The organism is Nostoc sp. TCL26-01 (genome assembly GCF_013393945.1).
Lineage (GTDB): Bacteria > Cyanobacteriota > Cyanobacteriia > Cyanobacteriales > Nostocaceae > Trichormus.
Window position 1 is genome coordinate 5,286,453 of sequence record NZ_CP040297.1, and the last position, 17,284, is coordinate 5,303,736.

Below are 17,284 nucleotides of genomic sequence, written 5' to 3' on the forward strand. Positions count from 1 at the left end.
TTAGCGACTAAAATAGATTGGGATGCCAAAATTACATCACCATCTAAAGAGACGCGGTAAATCGCCGTCTCTACAAGTGTTTTGGTTTTATCTGAACTGTATTGGCGTTTAACCCAACCTACTTTTCCTCAATTATTTTCTAAGTACATTATTTAAAATAATAACGGATATCAAAATTTAGCGATCACTTCCCTCTCATCACGTAAATTTTTATGTCGTCATGCAAAATTTCTGCTAAAAACGCACCTTTCCCACGGAGAAGGTGATATATTATTCTCGAAAATTTAAGTGCAGACATAAAAAATTGCCCGTTACAGCAAGATTGTGCATTAGTATCTTTGCTGAATTGGATAGGAAAAATTATACCATTGTAGTATTAATATGTTGTATTATCCCTTGTAGGGAAGTTTTGAGAACTCAAAAAATAGCAGGCGAATTATGGAAACTATCGGTTATTCTCATCTTGTTTCAGTATACGAAGCATCTGAAGATATCGAAATTCTGCCTATCCCAACTAATTTTCAATTTCGGCAATGGCAAAAGTGGTCGAGTATGGCTACTATGCGACTTCTCTCTGTAGCTTTAACTGTGGGTATTTTCAGTTTAGCGGGAGAGGCTTTGGCACTCCAGAAGGTAGGGAGTAATGGTAGGGAAGTTGCCAGTATTCAAAGGTGTTTAAAGAAATTAGGCTTTTTTAATGGCCCAGTTAACGGTAGATTTGCTAGTTTGACTCAGAGGGCGGTGATTGGTTTCCAACGAGCTAACCGGCTGACTGCTGATGGGGTTGTAGGTGGTGGGACACAAAGAGCTTTACAAAGAGCTTGTCAAGGAGGAACTTCGGCTAGTACTGGTGGGGAGTTAAGATTAGGTAGCCGAGGGGCTGCTGTATCTCGGTTACAACAGAATCTCCGGCGGTTACGCTATTTCAATGGCCCCAACACTGGCTATTTTGGTTCAGAAACTCGGCAAGCAGTCATCAGATTACAACGCGCTAATGGGATTTTTGCTGATGGGATTGTTGGGAGTCAGACTGCACAGGTTCTGAGAACTGGCTCAAATGGAAGTAGTGGGTATCCTGTTCTCTCGCAAGGTAATACTGGTCAAGCTGTCACTAGACTACAACAGCGTTTACGCCAATTGGGTTATTTCCCAGCCAATCCTACGGGAAATTTTAAAGGGCTGACAAGAGACGCGGTGATGGCTTTTCAACGGAATGCGCGTCTTCCTGTGACTGGAGTTGTTAATCAGCGCACTTGGAATGCACTAGAGGGTTATTCTCAGGTTGCCAATCGACCTAGTTTATCAACTCAGCAGGTGAGAGATTTACAACAACGTCTGCGGGATTTGGGATATTTTAATGCTAATCCTAATGGTAGTGTTGGGGCGATGACACGGGAATCCATTCTCAAGTTTCAGCGAGACAATGGACTCTATACAGATGGGATTGCTGATTTACAAATTTTACAGGCAGTACGCAGAGTTTGGGATACTAGATATGCCTATCAGCCTAGTAGAGCTTTTCTGAGTGTAGGCGATCGCAACGACAACGTCAGAGCAGTACAACAGCGTTTATCTGAGTTGGGATTCTTTAATGGCTCTCCAGATGGTTATTTTGACGAATACACAAGAACATCTGTAGCCTCATTTCAGCAATACTATCAACTCAATCCTACAGGTAGCATCGATGGGCAAACTTGGCAAGCTTTAGGCTTGAGTAATTCATCTGTGGCCAGCTTGCCTAATACTACTATGCAAAATCGTTATGTAGTTGTAGTGCCGATTAATAATCCTAGTACTCTCAACCAAGTCCGTCGTTATGTACCCAATGCTTTTACAGATAGGGGTGGTTTAGGTAGTTTTGTCAATGCGGGTGCATTTGGCGATCGCTCTACGGCTGAAAGACTCTCAAAAATGTTGCGCTCTAATGGTTTGGATGCCAGGGTGCAGTATTTTTAGACTTTTTTTAACGCAGCGAAAAGTTCTGTTCGCGTAGCGTCTCCGTAGGAGAAGGAGGGTTTCCCTCCGTAGGAACGCCACTTGCTATAAGCCGGGAAACCCGTCCAAAGCAGTGGCTCAACTTTTCAAGACAGAGGGAAGAGGAGGTAAGCGCAGCGAAAAGTTCTGTAGGAGGGTTTCCCTCCGTAGGAAACTTTTCAAGACAGAGTGACGCAGAGGGTTACTAGTGTACTAAGTTACCAAGCGGATTTGGGAGCCTTGCTGGCTTTTATCTACTTCGATTCTGGCTTGGAAGGCTTCTTTGAGGTGGGGCATATGGGTGACGGTGAGGATACAGGCGAAGTCGTTGGCGATCGCATTAATGGCAGCAATTAAGCGATCGCATCCTTCTGCGTCTTGTGTACCAAAACCTTCATCGACAATTAATAATTGCAAGGCGGCTCCGGCTCTTTGTGCTAGTAACTTGGCTAAAGCTAAACGGATGGAGAAGTTAATTCTAAAGGCTTCTCCACCAGAGTAGGTTTCGTAAGCTCTTGTGCCTCTGGCATCAGCAATGAGAATATCTAAGGTATCGATTAATTTGACATTCTTTTTAGTTGACTTGCCATGTCTCCCAGCTTTTTGGGTAATAAATTGTACGTGTAACTGATTGGCACTCAATCTTGATAATAATTGATTCGTCTCGGCTTCCAGTTGGGGTAAGACATTCTCAATCATCAAAGCTTGGATACCATTTTTCCCAAATGCTTGGGCTAATTCTTGGTATACCCGATGCTGGCGCTTGCAGGTTTGTAATTGTTGCTGTTGTTCCTCAGACTGAGTTTGCAGGGTGGCTAATTGATGCGCTAACTGTTCTAAACGTCCTAATTGGGTGATTTGTTCGTCAAGTTGGCGGCGACGGTTGGCTAGTTGCTGTTCTAAAGCTTGTATTTGTTCAATGGGATTTGTGGCTTCGCCTAACTGTTGCACCAGGCTGTCGATTTGGGTGGCGAGTTGTTGCCTTTCTTGTAATCTGGCAATTTTAGATGCTGCTAATTCTTGTAATCTCCCTTGGAGTTGGGGAAATTGCTGCTGGGCTGACAACAACTGTTGATAGCGTAACTGCCATGATTGGGCTTGACGCAAAGCTAGGCGGAGGTTGTTGTGTTCCTCAGAACTATAGCCAATTTCCGTAATTTGACGCTCTAGGGCAGTAATTTGTTGAGCATCATGAGAATCCCTCTGCTCGTACTGAATTCTGGTTTGTAGTTGGGCAATTTGGGCTTGTAATTCTGGCTTACGAGCTGCTAATGTTGCTAGGCGCTTGGCTGCATCTCGCATTTGTCCTTGCTTAATTTCTGCCCAGCGCCACCGTTCCACCTCACTGCGAGCCAGAGCATGATCCTGTTCGCTGTAATTGAGTTGTTGTAAATACTGTTCTAGTTGTCGCAGCTCGCCTTGTTGTGTGAGAGCATAATCACCAGCTTGGAGCGATCGCTCTAAGTGTTGCTTTTCAGCTGCTAATTGCTGTAATTGTTGTTCAGCATCGCTAGTTGATTGTAGTTGGGCAGCTAGTTGTCCTCTCTGCTCTCGCAAGCTATCATAAATTGCCAATTTTTGCGATATTTCTCGGTATTCCTGCCTTAATAACTGGATTTCTCGATCGGAAACTGCCATCTGTTCTCGAAACACCCATAATTGCCCCTCAGTTTCCTGATGCTCATCCTTAGTTTTATCGACTACGCGATTCCAATGATGCTCATCTAAAGGACGTTCGCACAATGGACAAATGGCATCAGGATGACGCAACATTTGTAACTTTTGCTCCAGTTCTCCCAACAGTTTTTCATACTCCCGTTGTTGGGCTTGCAATCGTTCAATAAAGTGCCGTCTTTCCTGCCCTTTTTCTTGGACTCGTTGCAAATAAACCCTATCTTTTTCCATTTGATCAATCTGCATTGCCACTTCCATTACGGCTTGTTGCAGTTGGGGTTGGCGTTGGGAAGTGCGTTGGAGTTGATTTTCTGTCGCTTGTAGTTGTTCCAGTCGTGCTACTAACCCAGCCTGAACCCGATCTAAATGACTTTGCAAATTCTGTCGCTGTTGTAATAACGGTGTGACTTGCATTTGCAGTTCATCTAAATGAGCTAGATGACGACGTGCGGCGGCTAGTTGTGCTAAGGCTGCTTCGATTTCACCTGATTTAGACAGGGTTTGCTGAATTTCTTGTTCTTGTTGCGTTAAAGCGGCAAATTGCCCTTGGATTTGTTGCAGTTGCCTTTCTAGTTCATGAATTTGTTTAGTTAACTGTTGTTGTGTTTGTTGGCGGAGGGTAGTGGCGTGGGTGTATTGGGCAAATTTGTGAGCAAAAGCTTCTTCTTGGGATTGTAAATTTTGGTAGTGAGTGTATCCAGCTTTAATCTCCACTTCCTGATTTAAGATGGCTTCTAACTCCGCTAGCTGACTTTGGCGAGCTGACTGTTCTTGTTGGAGGCGATCGCAATCTTGCGTCAAATTTTGGTATTGTTGCCTAACAAAGTTGAGTTGTTCTAATTTTGCTTGGTGCTGGTGTTGGAGAACTTGCAAACTTTGTAACTGAATATTGTCAAAAGCTTGTACTTGTTGTAACTGATTAATTTCTGTTTCTAGTTCTGCTATCTTTATTTGGGTATTTTCCCGTTGTTGGAGTTGAGTTTTAATTGATTCCAAAGAACGCTCTAATTCTTCTGCCCTAGCTTTAAACTGCCGCGACGATTCTTTGGCTCGTTCTTCCAATTCATCATACTGATTGAGTTTCAACAACTCCGCTAAGATTTCTTTACGCTCACTAGGACGTTTGAGCATAAATTCATCCGCACGACCTTGACGCAGGTAAGCAGAATTAATAAAAGTATCATAATCGAGCTTAATGTGTTCCAAAATCAAATCTTGAGTTGCCCTGACTCCCTTACCTGTCAGAGAACGAAACCCAGAAGGTGTGTCAATCTGAAATTCTAGAACGCTAGCTCCACTCCTGACTCTAGTGCGAATAATCCGATATTGTTGTTGATTATTTTGGAAAACAAAATCAACTCTAACCTCTTTTGCACCTGCATGAATAACATCATCCTCAGCCGCAGCTCGGCTTTCACCCCACAGCGCCCAAGTAATAGCTTCGAGCAAAGAAGACTTTCCTGCTCCATTGGAACCACAAATACAAGCCGTATGCAAACCCCGAAAATCTAAAGTTGCATCACGGTAACTCAGAAAGTTTTTAAGAACAAGTTGTACTGGAATCATCGAGGCTATAGCGCCACATCAACATTTTATTAACTAGCAGTACAGATGCACTGTTGATAGTTTAACTAGGTAAATATCAGGTTTCTAGTTTTAAAGTCCGTAATTTTACGAAAATTAACAATATTGTGAAGGATTTTTTCTGGTTAGGCAAATTATTTTGCATATCTTGAGAGAAAAATTGCAATTCTACAGTCAGATTCACAATTGATTAGTCATCAATGCCTACATATTGGACTGCGTTCTGACAAACGTTTCAAATGTATCAATGAGGCTTGTTTTTGGAGTGGGGATGCCGACTATAACGGCAGTAGGAATATATCTGCTATCGGGGTGACTCTTGTAAACTCGCCCAGAGGCTCGAACTGTTTATGCTGTGAACTCAGTACAGACAGTTCAGGGCTACTAAAAGCCCACACTGTACCCGCTTCAGGTCAGTGTCGCCCAGAGGCTCGAACTGTTTATGCTGTGAACTCAGTACAGACAGTTCAGGGCTACTAAAAGCCCACACTGTACCCGCTTCGGGTCAGTGTGAGTAGTTTACTTGATTGTAGCGGTAGCTTTACTCAACACCAAGATATACATTGGGTTTCTCCGATCATCTTGGGTTACGCAAAACCTCCACCGAACCTTGGATATCAAAAGAAGTAGTAGACCGTCCCTGTTCCCTGTTAATAGTCATGACTTAATTAACGTTCGCCATATTCCATCCCATTAGCTTCGGCGTAACGATTCATAAAGCGCATGAATCGCTCCCAATGATCATCTTGTTCAACTGCAAATTGGCACTCTACCCCCTGTAGTTCATCACCTTCGTCACCGCCAAAAATAAATTTTGTCGAAGAAGGGGTGATACTAATTTCGCCTTCTTCATCAGTGAGAAGTAAGGAGTTTAGTGATTGTTTTGTAAAGCTATTCAACCCAGCAATGGCTTGTAGTTGATTGAATTTCATCATGACGATGCGTTTACCAGTACGGACTTCCCGTCGCAAGCTGACGTTACTTAATTCTTCAAAAATGCCAGCAAAAAATTGAATCGAAGGGGTGGTAGATGTCATACCAATTTAAGATTTTAGATTTTAAATTTTGGCTTGAAAGTATTAATTAAAAAACAATTTTGGTAGCATTACCATTGCCAATGACCGTTGACTCATGACCCAATATTTATCTTGGTGGGTAATATTGGGGATTGAGAACAGGGGTTGGATAGCCAGTTACAGGTATGTTGGGTACAGGAGAATTATTTACTGGCGATGGATAACCAGTTGGAGGTACAGTACTGGTTGTATTGCTGGGTGTAGGCTCACTCTGGATGAATTGTTGGTAAGCTGCACGAGAAATCGAGCTGATGAGTTTTTCAGCGCGGGGGTCGTTATTGGGACGTTGTACCATGACAGCAACGACATAACGCTTACCTGTAGGCGTATCAATTAAGCCTGCATCTGCTAACACAGTGCCAATATCGCCCGTTTTATGATATACCCTTGCCCCTGCACCTAAACCAGCAGGTAACAGATTATCGCGTTGTGTCCGACGCATGATATCGAGAATTTGGTCACGCGATCGCATACTCACCAAATTTCCCTGACTCACCATCGCCATCAAGCTACCCAATTCTTTGGGACTGGTGGTGTTTGTCCCTGGTAAATCTGGGAGTTGGTTGCGGATGACTGTAGTTGTTAATCCCCAACTGCGAAAACGCTCATTGAGTGCAGCTATGCCTCCCAGTCGAGCGATGAGTATATTGGTAGCTGTATTGTCGCTAATGGTAATCATTTTGGTAGCGACTTCCAAGGCTGGATACTGAGTTCCTGCTGGCTTGTATTGGAATTGTCCTGAACCGCCAGCTATCATCTCTTGTTGCATCGTCAGCATTTCATCTAGACGAATTTTTCCCGCATCAACATCCTGGAAAAATGCCACTAAAATCGGGATTTTAATCGTGCTAGCTGCTGGCAAACCGTTAGCCGCATTAATATCTACATAACCACCCGTGTCTAAATCTACCAAGAAAACTCCGGGGGTGAGGTTGGGACTGGCTGCTGCCAATTCTTGTACGGAATTTTTCAGGGGTATAAGTTCTTGAGACAAGTATAAAGCTGTGGGATTGCTGGGCTGAGATTTTGACTGAGTTTGTCCTGGATTGGTAGTGTTAGAGGGGGTAGATGTCGGCGCGATGCGAGTTGCTGGATCTAAAACTGACAACACTGTACCAACGATTGCCCCAATCCCCACTCCCACGATTAATAACCGCACAGCATACAAAATGGCTCTAGCCATTGGCTTTAATCGTGTCTTGCGGGAAACTTTTCTGCCGATTTTTGTCATCGGTTGCTTCTGAACTCGTACTGTCTTCACTTTGACATGATTCGGTCTAGACTGTGGCATTGGCGCTTTGGTTTTCGGGATCGGCTTAACGGCACTAGGCATGACCAATCCCTGTCTGGTTCTGCCACCTCCAGAGGCGATCGCTGGCGGCACAATATTATTATTAAAGCGGTTAGCTGCTGGTGCTTCTGCCACAGCACGGTTTTGATTAGGAACTCTCACTCTTTTCGGTTCCGCTTTGGGTACTCTACGCGGCTGGCGGCCGTTTACGGGTTCACGCCGCGAGAAAGTTCTTAGTTTGTCACTTGACTCTGACACTGCCACTCCTTGTGACTCACTCGAATTTTTTCCTGACGACTCCCGAACCCAAACCCACTCCGTAAGCAGCTTGATGCGGAAATCTTAAAAGTTATTGAGTGCTGAGTCCTGAGTAATAATACTAGTCCCTAGCCTCTTTTTAGTCTTCAAATACTACTTAGTAGCATTTTTGTGTTTAGTTTAAGCTATATTCACCATTTTGGGGAATAGTTGCGTAAATATTAGACAATGAATTATACCAGATTCGTAAATAATGTCTTGTGTTGGTTAACTGTCAGATTTCGGACTTCCAGAAATTTTATCCTGCTTGGAGCAAATTTCAAACTCAGAACGCGCACGGAAGAAGCAGACATCAAACTCAAAGAAGAAATTAGCCTGTCCCAAGATCAAAGGCACATTGGGTGCTTGTGTCCAGGCAAATGCTAGGTTAATTGTGGAGAATGAACTGACTTGAGCATCAACAACGACTGCACGAGCTTCAAATCGAGCCAAATTTCCTGCCAACACAACTGAGAGCGTCTCATTATCCCAGATAAAACCCAGTTGCATTCCTATTTCGTAAGGCAAAACATTAACGCTTGCGCCTGTGTCCAATAAGCCTTCAACGTTCAAGGAATGACCGTTAGAACTGAGGGTCAAGGGCAGATAGGGCATTCTATCGACCATGCCAATGCTACTATCAATAATTTTGTAGGAAAATCTTTGAGTGTCAACCATTATTCTCTTGCTGCTTTGTCGCCAGAAGATTCATCAAGACATTAGCAGCATCAGAACAATTGTACGGCGACCAGACCGGATACTCCCGGTTCGCAACAAAGAAGTTTGCATCTTCTTCCTTAACAAGTTCTGTCGCCAGGAACTGCATTAACCGAAGCTTGTCGATTTTTGAAAGTTCCTGGATTTGTAACATAAGTTCAGCTAATGGCATTTGAGAATTTCCTCATCTGAGGGTTAGTGAAAGGATGCGATCGCTCTTTCATTTTAATTTAGCGATCGCATCTATAGATCCTAGACACAGCCCATTAGACATCGACCGAATTTAATTCTGCGTTGCCCGAAATCCTTGTAGAGACGTTGCACTGCAACGTCTCTACATTCATTTTCACCAGATGTCTATTATGTCGTGGGAACCCATAGGGTATTACGAATTACGAATCGCCCATTCAACTTGCCTGATTATCCCGCGCAATAAGGCGACTTCTTGAGTTTGTAGATGTGCGCGGTTATAGATTTGACGGAATTTTTCCATCCGGCTGTTGGCTGTATGGGGATATAAATAACCAATTTCTAATAGTAAGGATTCTAGTTGTTGATAATATGCTTCCATGAGTTCTAAGGGAGCAAAATCAGCCTTGATCATAGATGCAATTTCTGGTTGCGGGATACTTTGTGATAGTTCATAACAACAGATACTGACAGCAGTCGCCAAATTGAGTGAAACATAGTTGGGACTGGTGGGAATTCGCATAAATCGCTGGGCATAATTTAACTCCTCATTGCTTAATCCTCGGTCTTCTCTACCAAAAATCAGCGCTGAGGGTTGACCAATTTCTGCTAGTAACCAAGGTAAGACTGTGCGCGGATTTTCTAAAGGTGCGTCCCAATTGCAATCCCGGCCTGTTGTGGCGATCGCTCGGATACATCCTTGCAATGCTTCTGGTAATGTATTGACTATGATTGCCGACTCTAAAATTTCTTTGGCATGAACTGCCATCTTCATCGCTTCCTCAGACAGTGGGTCACATTGAGGATTAACTAATAATAAATGTTCTAGACCGAAATTTTTCATCACGCGAGCGATCGCACCTACGTTCAAGGGGCCAGCCGGTTCCACCAACACAATTCTTACCCCAGCTAATCCCATTTTCACCTCTCAATCTTAGTCTTGACTTTGTGTCTCAGTGTTTTGATGTTCAATAAATTACTTTTTTACCACAAAGACACCAAGACACAGAAAAATTTATTACTTAGCAACAGATGGACATAAATCCGACAGTTCGCAAGCCTCACATAGGGGAGAACGGGCTTTACAGACAGCACGACCGTGATAAATTAGGCGAATTGACCAATTTTCCCAATCTGGTTGTGGTAGTAACTTCATTAAATCTTGTTCAATGTGAATGGGGTCTGGATATTTGGTTAAACCTAAGCGTTGGCTGAGGCGCTTCACATGGGTATCCACTGTCACCCCGGCGTTGATGCCATAAGCATGAGCCAAGACTACATTTCCTGTCTTTCTAGCCACCCCAGGCAGTTTCAATAACTGCTCCATTGTGTTGGGAACTACAGAGTTATACTCATTGACAATCATCCGACAAGCGCCTTGAATATTCTTCGCTTTATTGCGATAGAAACCTGTAGAACGCACCAAGGTTTCCAATTCTGCCAAATCAGCATTAGCTAAACTAGCAGCATCAGGAAACCGACTAAATAAAGCAGGGGTGACTAGATTCACTCGCTCATCTGTACATTGAGCCGAGAGAATCGTCGCCACCAGTAACTGCACTGGTGTAGTGTAGTTAAGAGAGCAGGTTGCATCTGGATAAAGACGTTTTAGGCGTGAGAGAATTTCTAACGCTCGCTGCTTCAAAGAGAGAGATTTGCGCTTAGTACTCACTGGAATAACTTCTGCACCCACTCCAATTGCGTAGTTAATTGGGTAGTCTCTTTGACAATGAGAAAAATTCCCAGCCCTAACAACAGCATTAACCCAGTTTGCATGACACCTTCTTGAATCCGATTAGGTAAAGGTTTACCACGTAAACCTTCAATCAGCAAAAATGCTAATTGTCCGCCATCTAATGCGGGAAGAGGCAAAATATTAATGATCGCCAAGTTGATGCTAATTAAAGCGGCAAAGAAAAACAAACTACCTGTATCATTTTGAGCGATATTCGCGCCAATTTCCACAATTTTGATCGGGCCAGCGACTTGGCCTGCTGTTTCACCAAAGTTGGTGATCAGCTGTCCAAACCCTTTAAATGTCATGACGACAATGCGCTGAAATTCACTTGCACCGATGCTTAAAGCTTTGGTAGGGTTAGTAACTGGTAGACGCTCAACTTTACCGTTAGGTGCAAGGCCAATACCGATACTACCACCACTGGGTTTAGCATCAGGGATGACATTTAGTTCTAGCTTTTCTGCACCACGGGCAATTTTTAGTTCGATAGACTTGCCAGCATTGGTTTTAATGATGTTTCTTAAAGTCTCTATTTCTTGGAGCGAAGTGCCAAATTGTTTTTCATTAGCAGCAAGAATTACATCACCGGGTTTGAGTCCAGCGTTAGTGGCGACAGAACTAACTTCTGGTGCTAATTGTTGGACTAACACCCCAGGCTGACTAGCTTGCCCTACACCAACGATGCCAACTTGAGCTACCAGTAGCATATAAGCAAAAATTAAATTGGCAATGACACCTGCACTAATGACGATCGCCCGGTCTAAAATTGGACGGTTACGCAGCAGATTCGGGTCATTGGGAGGAATATCACTATCGGGATCATCATCGGGGAAACCCACAAACCCACCCAAGGGAAAAGCCCGGATAGCATATTCAGTTTCTGAACCTTGGTATTTCCACAAAATCGGCCCAAAGCCCAAAGAAAAACGATTCACGTGAATACCTTGAGAACGGGCGGCGACAAAATGTCCCAACTCGTGTACCAAGATTAATACAGCCAAGACTGCGATCGCTGCTAAAACTGACATAAAGCAAGTTAATCAAAATAAGCGGAATATATGTCTTTATTGTAGTGGTTCTGGAATCGGTGCAGGACTTAAAGCGTCAATCTCCTTGGGGGTATTCATTCCACAAGGTACTAATCTCTCGCAAACTCTGATGATTGCCATCGCCCAAAATCAAATGATCTAACAGAGGAATTCCCAATAACTGCGCGCCTGCTAATAGTTGGCGTGTCAATTCTATATCTTCTGGGCTGGGTTCCACATTACCTGAAGGATGATTGTGAGCAACTATTGTCCGTGTTGCACCTTGGCGAATTACTTCTCGAAAAATCTCTCTAGGTGAGGCTAAAGTCTCAGTCGCTGTGCCGATGGAAATGACTTGTGTACCAATTAAACGATTTTTCACATCCAATAACAAGACTGCAAAACGTTCTTGGGCTTGCCACATCAAGTCTTGACTCAGAGCGGCGGCGGCTGTCACTGGGCTATCAATTGGTGTACGCTCTAAAGGACGGGATTGAAACGCACGTTTACCTAATTCAATTGCCGCCAAAATTGTGGTGGCTTTAGCTGGGCCAATTCCCGGAATCTGCATCAATTCAGCCGGGGTGACTTCCCGCAACACTGCCAAAGCATCACGCTGATTTTTTCCCAGTTCTTGTAAGATATACTGCCCTAAACCAACAGCTGACAGTTTGCCTGGCCCTTGCCCAGTTCCTAACAGAATGGCGATTAACTCGGCTGTCGCCAACACTTTTGGCCCATAGGTGATTAATCGTTCACGGGGACGCTCATTTGTGGGTATATCAGCAATTCTCAGGCAATAGGTCATAGAAAAACTAGCAAAATAGTCGTCGATAGATGCAACTATTGTTAGTTATCCCTTGTTTGCGTTCACAATCATCGGGAAATTGATAAAGTTTTTAATTTTTGCTGATTTTTTCTTGGCTGCTTATCTTACCTAAAACAACGTGAGTTCAACAAGTCTTTGTGACCTTCGCGTAGCGTCTCGTAGAGAAGCGTAGTCCGCCTGCGCGGACTAACGTAAAATCAAGCTTTTAACTCGCGTAGGCGGGTTTTGTCTGTGTAGCTGCGACTTCTAGTCGCTTGGTGCAAGATATGATCTGTTGATCTTAATTTTCTGGTGGTGTTTCTGCGGGGGGAGCAAGTATCGCATCAGGAGCGATTTCTTCCACAGGAATTGGTTGTTTGTTCTCTACTTCCGTATCTACTTGAGCTGCTTCTACCAGTTCAGGGGATGGGGGATGGGGGGGAATGACTTCTGGTATTGTGGCAGCTTGAGGTTCAGTAGTGGTAACTACTTCCTCAGCTGGTTCATCTGTAAGACGAGGGATAGCAGTAGTTTTTGACTCCCCAGGCTGTTGTATCTTGTTTTTCCAACCACTGAATGTACTACCAACACCCTGTTGCAATTGCGCAACTCGTTCTTGTAGAGAAAACTTAGTAGCTTGTTCTTGAATAGTTGATCTCACAGCCTCAGAACTGGGTACTGGCGTTTGCTGTGCTTGTGGTGTCAACTGGCGACGTAGTGAGAGAGTTTGCCAACCAAACCACACCAAAAGAGCCACACTAGCCACATGGCCGAGTAAAAGACCACCAGAAATACGTGGTGCGAAAATCCACAACACTAAAGCATAGAAAAGCCCTACACCACTCCAAATAAAATCATTCTTGCGGTGGATTTCAGGAAAAAAGAAAGCTGCTAAGTAAATCGCTAAACTACCAAGGCCAACCACCAAGGCTAGGACATTTGCCAGCATTTTTTGGTTACTCCTTTAACTAAGGGATTGGGAACTGGGGACTGGGGATTAGGTAATTAGAGTTGAGAATTACTTCCTGCTTGTCTATACGTTTATCTCCATCTTCCTGCTTTTCCCAGTTCCTAATCCCTAGTCACTAGTACCCAGTCCCTAATTTCGCAAATTTTCCAAGTTAATTGTTGATTTAGATACAAATTAAAACTAATTATTTATGCTGTCCGTGATTTTTTGTAGTTTAAAGCAACTCTTAATGTCTTCTTTACGGGAGAAGATAAATTCTCAGTCTACCCTTAAAGATGAAAGAACCTGCAAGAGTTAGCCAAACTATAGTTTATGACACTACAAAGCTTTGGTGTGATTGGTTTAGCCGTTATGGGCGAGAATATCGCTCTGAACGTCGAGCGTAATGGCTTTCCAATTGCAGTTTACAATCGCTCCAGAGAAAAAACCGATGCTTTCATGGCACAGCGCGCTGTAGGCCGCAATGTGAAAGCCGCCTTTACCCTAGAAGAGTTTGTTGCTGCACTAGAACGTCCCCGCAAAATTCTGGTGATGGTGCAAGCTGGTAAGCCAGTGGATGCAGTCATTCAGCAGCTAAAACCTCTGTTAGATGAAGGCGATATCATCATCGATGGTGGCAACTCTTGGTTTGAAGATACCCAAAGACGGACTCAAGAACTAGAACCCGCAGGTTTGCGGTTTTTAGGTATGGGTGTCAGTGGTGGTGAAGAAGGCGCGCTAAATGGCCCCTCACTTATGCCTGGAGGAACACAAAGTTCCTACGAGTATCTATCACCAATTTTTAACAAAATTGCTGCCCAAGTTGATGATGGCCCTTGTGTAACTTATGTTGGCCCTGGTGGTTCCGGTCACTATGTCAAGATGGTACACAACGGGATTGAGTACGGCGATATGCAGTTGATTGCAGAAGCCTACGATTTGCTGAAAAATGCTGGTGGACTCGACCACAATCAGCTGCATGAAGTGTTTGCGGAATGGAATACTACCGATGAACTCAATTCATTCTTGATTGAGATCACAGCTAATATCTTCCCTTACATTGACCCAGATACCAATCTACCCTTGGTTGACTTGATTGTGGACGCAGCCGGCCAAAAGGGAACTGGACGCTGGACTGTCCAAACTGCTCTAGAATTGGGCGTTTCTATCCCCACCATCACCGCAGCCGTGAATGCTCGGATTATCTCTTCGATTCGAGATGAACGGATAGCCGCATCTAAGCAACTGACAGGCCCCAGTGGTAAGTATGATGGCTCTACCCAAGAGTTTATCAACAAAGTCCGGGATGCTCTCTACTGCTCCAAGATTTGTTCTTACGCTCAAGGGATGGCTTTGCTATCTACAGCTTCCAAAACATTTAATTGGAATTTGAATCTGAGTGAATTGGCGCGGATTTGGAAGGGTGGTTGTATTATTCGCGCTGGCTTCTTAAATAAGATTAAGAAGGCTTTTAACGAAAATCCAGCATTGCCTAACCTGCTACTAGCTCCAGAATTTAAGCAAACAATTCTCGATAGACAAGCAGCTTGGCGGGAAGTGATTATCACAGCTGCCAAACTCGGTATCCCTGTGCCAGCGTTTAGCGCATCCTTGGATTATTTTGACAGCTATCGCCGCGATCGCCTACCCCAAAATCTCACTCAAGCACAACGCGACTACTTCGGCGCACACACCTACCTCCGTACTGATAAAGCTGGCTCATTCCACACAGAATGGGTTCCCATCGCTGAAGCTGAGAAGTAAACTTTTCTAGTTTCTACGTCTCTAGTATTTTGTGAAAAAGGCTCTGAGTTGTCAGAGCCTTTTTTTGTCAAGGATTCTCTGTGTCTTTGTGTCTCTGTGGTAAAAACTTCACTCTACTGAATTTTCAAAAATTTCTCCAAAGCCGATGCGATACTCGGAGGCCAGCGACGGATATTTTTTACCCAGTTGATATCCTTGTATCTGCTGTCTAAACCATAAGCTGCTACCCAGTTGCTTTCAGCTTCACCTTTTTGTCCATTTACCCAGTAAGCTGCTGTGAGAGCTGCACGGACATCAGCAAAGTTGGGGTATTTACGAGTAATGTTTCTCATTTCCCGGATGGCTTGGTCAGTTTGCCCAGTTTCATAGAGGGCGAGGGCGTAGTTAGCACGAGCAAAGGCAAAATTAGGAGCCATGTTAAATGATTGTTTATAGTCTACGATCGCTTCTGCCCATTTCCCTAAACCCGTCTTGGCATTGCCACGATTGTTGTACGCCATAGCGTCGTTGGGATCTAATTCTAAGACATGATTATAATCAGCGATCGCCTCTTCCCATTTCCCTAAACCTTCTAAAGCTGTACCCCGATTTAAATAAGGATCGGTGACATTGGGAGCTAATTCTATAGCTTTGTTGTAATCTGTCAATGCTGCTTGTAATTTATTCTGACTCACACGCGAATTGCCCCGGTTACTCCAAGCACCCGCGTTTGTAGGGAAATTCTCAATAATCTCTGTCCAATACTTTTCGGCTGTGACAAAATCACCCTTATTGGTAGCAGCAAATGCCTGATTTGTCAATTCTTCCCCTTGGGCTATTTGTTCTGGGGTGATTGTCGATTGTTGAGTTTGTGCCATGACTGGTGTCACCCAGCCAAACGCAAATGACAAACTGATAAAAATACCAATTAATTTAATAATCATTTTGGCTAATTTGTGTATTGGAACATAAAATATGCGGGAGTAGCAGAAAATAAGAATTACCACTCCCCACTCCCCACTCAGCACTCAGCACTCATTACTCCCCACTCAGCACTCACTACAATATGGACAACTGCTCATTCGGCGGCGTAAACCCCATATGCTTGTAAGCGGCTTTGGTGGCTGTACGTCCACGGGGAGTTCGGCTTAAGTAACCAATTTGCATGAGGTAGGGTTCGTATACTTCCTCGATGGTTTGAGTGTCTTCACCCGTGGCGGCGGCGATTGTTTCTAAGCCTACAGGGCCGCCATTGAATTGTTCAATGATCACACTTAACATCCGTCTGTCTGTCCAATCTAAACCACAGGGATCGACTTGAAACAGTTGTAAGGCTTCGGCGGCGACGCTTTCAGTGACTTCTTGGCAGGATTTGACTTGGGCGTAATCTCGTACACGTTTGAGTAGGCGATTGGCTATCCGTGGTGTTCCCCGTGAACGGCGAGCAATTTCTGTTGCGCCATCTACAGTGACTGTTGTTTGTAGTAACTGAGAGGTACGTAAGACAATTTTACTGAGTTCGTCAATTTCATAAAAGCGTAGTTTTTGAATTAAGCCAAAGCGATCGCGCAATGGTGAAGTTAAAGCACCGACGCGGGTTGTCGCTCCGATTAACGTAAATTTAGCCAATGGTAAACTGCGAATCTTGGCGCTGGAACCTTTGCCTACAGTAATATCCAAGCGGTAATCTTCCATTGCTGGATAGAGAATTTCTTCAGTCATCCGCGAGAGGCGATGAATCTCATCAATAAATAAAATATCACCAGGTTTCAGGTTTACCAGTAGTCCAACAATATCTCTGGGACGTTCTAAGGCTGGCGCACTAGTAATTTTATAATTGACTCCCATCTCCGATGCTAATATCATTGCCATTGTTGTTTTACCTAATCCTGGCGGCCCATACAGTAACAGGTGATCCAAAACTTCACCCCGCGACTTGGCGGCTTTAATGGCAATATCCAATACATCTTTAAGGTCTTTTTGCCCGATGTAATCAGCAAATTTTTGTGGTCTGATAGTTTCTTCTTGCTTACCTTGTTCATCAATGGCAGCTTCAGGTTGCAAAATGCTTTCTTTGGCAAGTGCTTTTGTTGACTCCCGATGCTTCTGTGGTTGTCCGTTTGGTTCTGGAGGCTGTTTTTTTGAGGAGATAATCGCCATAATTCAGCTTGAGACTTCGATTTTAGGACTGTTTGCGCTAAATCCCCGCCGGATGA

14 protein-coding genes are annotated in these 17,284 nt (G+C 44.0%); 2 read left to right on the forward strand and 12 right to left on the reverse strand.

Annotated features, from left to right (window positions below; translation table 11 throughout):
- Window positions 1-438: 438 nt before the first annotated feature.
- Window positions 439-1,956 (forward strand): peptidoglycan-binding protein, encoded by a 1,518-nt coding sequence (locus FD725_RS22835; protein WP_179050266.1) that lies wholly within the window; start codon window positions 439-441, stop codon window positions 1,954-1,956.
- Between the two features lie 231 nt (window positions 1,957-2,187).
- Here the strand turns inward: FD725_RS22835 and sbcC are convergent, their stop codons facing one another.
- The 10 genes from sbcC to FD725_RS22885 all read right to left on the reverse strand — a co-directional run bounded on the left by sbcC (window position 2,188) and on the right by FD725_RS22885 (window position 13,325).
- Complete coding sequence (gene sbcC / locus FD725_RS22840) at window positions 2,188-5,214, reverse strand: exonuclease subunit SbcC (RefSeq protein WP_179050267.1); 3,027 nt, start codon at window positions 5,212-5,214, stop codon at window positions 2,188-2,190.
- A 686-nt stretch (window positions 5,215-5,900) separates the two neighbouring features.
- Window positions 5,901-6,269: a photosystem II reaction center protein Psb28 gene (gene psb28 / locus FD725_RS22845; RefSeq protein ID WP_179050268.1), complete on the reverse strand. Its 369-nt coding sequence runs from the start codon at window positions 6,267-6,269 to the stop codon at window positions 5,901-5,903.
- Between the two features lie 106 nt (window positions 6,270-6,375).
- Entirely contained in the window at window positions 6,376-7,857 is a 1,482-nt protein-coding gene (locus FD725_RS22850; RefSeq protein WP_179050269.1) for a serine hydrolase, read from the reverse strand.
- 267 nt (window positions 7,858-8,124) lie between these two features.
- Complete coding sequence (locus FD725_RS22855) at window positions 8,125-8,574, reverse strand: aspartyl protease family protein (RefSeq protein ID WP_179050270.1); 450 nt, start codon at window positions 8,572-8,574, stop codon at window positions 8,125-8,127.
- Window positions 8,567-8,785 (reverse strand): hypothetical protein, encoded by a 219-nt coding sequence (locus tag FD725_RS22860; RefSeq protein ID WP_179050271.1) that lies wholly within the window; start codon window positions 8,783-8,785, stop codon window positions 8,567-8,569. The genes FD725_RS22855 and FD725_RS22860 overlap by 8 nt, the downstream gene beginning before the upstream one ends.
- A 213-nt stretch (window positions 8,786-8,998) precedes the next feature.
- Entirely contained in the window at window positions 8,999-9,721 is a 723-nt protein-coding gene (locus tag FD725_RS22865) for an RNA methyltransferase (RefSeq protein ID WP_179051654.1), read from the reverse strand.
- A 99-nt stretch (window positions 9,722-9,820) separates the two neighbouring features.
- The gene (gene nth / locus FD725_RS22870) at window positions 9,821-10,495 is read right to left on the reverse strand and encodes an endonuclease III (protein ID WP_179050272.1); all 675 of its coding nucleotides are present in this window, start codon (window positions 10,493-10,495) and stop codon (window positions 9,821-9,823) included.
- Window positions 10,471-11,568, reverse strand: coding sequence for an RIP metalloprotease RseP (gene rseP, locus FD725_RS22875; protein ID WP_179050273.1), 1,098 nt, complete (start codon window positions 11,566-11,568; stop codon window positions 10,471-10,473). Before rseP ends, nth begins: the two co-directional genes overlap by 25 nt.
- A gap of 76 nt (window positions 11,569-11,644) precedes the next feature.
- Window positions 11,645-12,376 carry a DNA repair protein RadC gene (gene radC / locus FD725_RS22880; RefSeq protein WP_179050274.1) on the reverse strand — a complete coding sequence of 244 codons (732 nt, stop codon included), beginning with the start codon at window positions 12,374-12,376 and terminating at the stop codon, window positions 11,645-11,647.
- Window positions 12,377-12,677: 301 nt separating this feature from the next.
- Window positions 12,678-13,325: a Ycf66 family protein gene (locus tag FD725_RS22885; protein WP_179050275.1), complete on the reverse strand. Its 648-nt coding sequence runs from the start codon at window positions 13,323-13,325 to the stop codon at window positions 12,678-12,680.
- A 333-nt stretch (window positions 13,326-13,658) separates the two neighbouring features.
- Between FD725_RS22885 and gndA the strand changes: the two genes are divergently transcribed.
- Window positions 13,659-15,089, forward strand: a complete 1,431-nt coding sequence (gene gndA, locus FD725_RS22890; protein ID WP_179050276.1) for an NADP-dependent phosphogluconate dehydrogenase — start codon at window positions 13,659-13,661, stop codon at window positions 15,087-15,089.
- 113 nt (window positions 15,090-15,202) lie between these two features.
- On the opposite strand, the gene FD725_RS22895 is transcribed toward gndA, so the two are convergent.
- Together FD725_RS22895 and ruvB are read right to left on the reverse strand one after the other, a co-directional pair.
- Window positions 15,203-16,009, reverse strand: coding sequence for a tetratricopeptide repeat protein (locus FD725_RS22895; protein WP_179051655.1), 807 nt, complete (start codon window positions 16,007-16,009; stop codon window positions 15,203-15,205).
- Between the two features lie 118 nt (window positions 16,010-16,127).
- Window positions 16,128-17,228, reverse strand: coding sequence for a Holliday junction branch migration DNA helicase RuvB (gene ruvB, locus FD725_RS22900; protein ID WP_179050277.1), 1,101 nt, complete (start codon window positions 17,226-17,228; stop codon window positions 16,128-16,130).
- Between the last annotated feature and the right edge of the window lie 56 nt (window positions 17,229-17,284).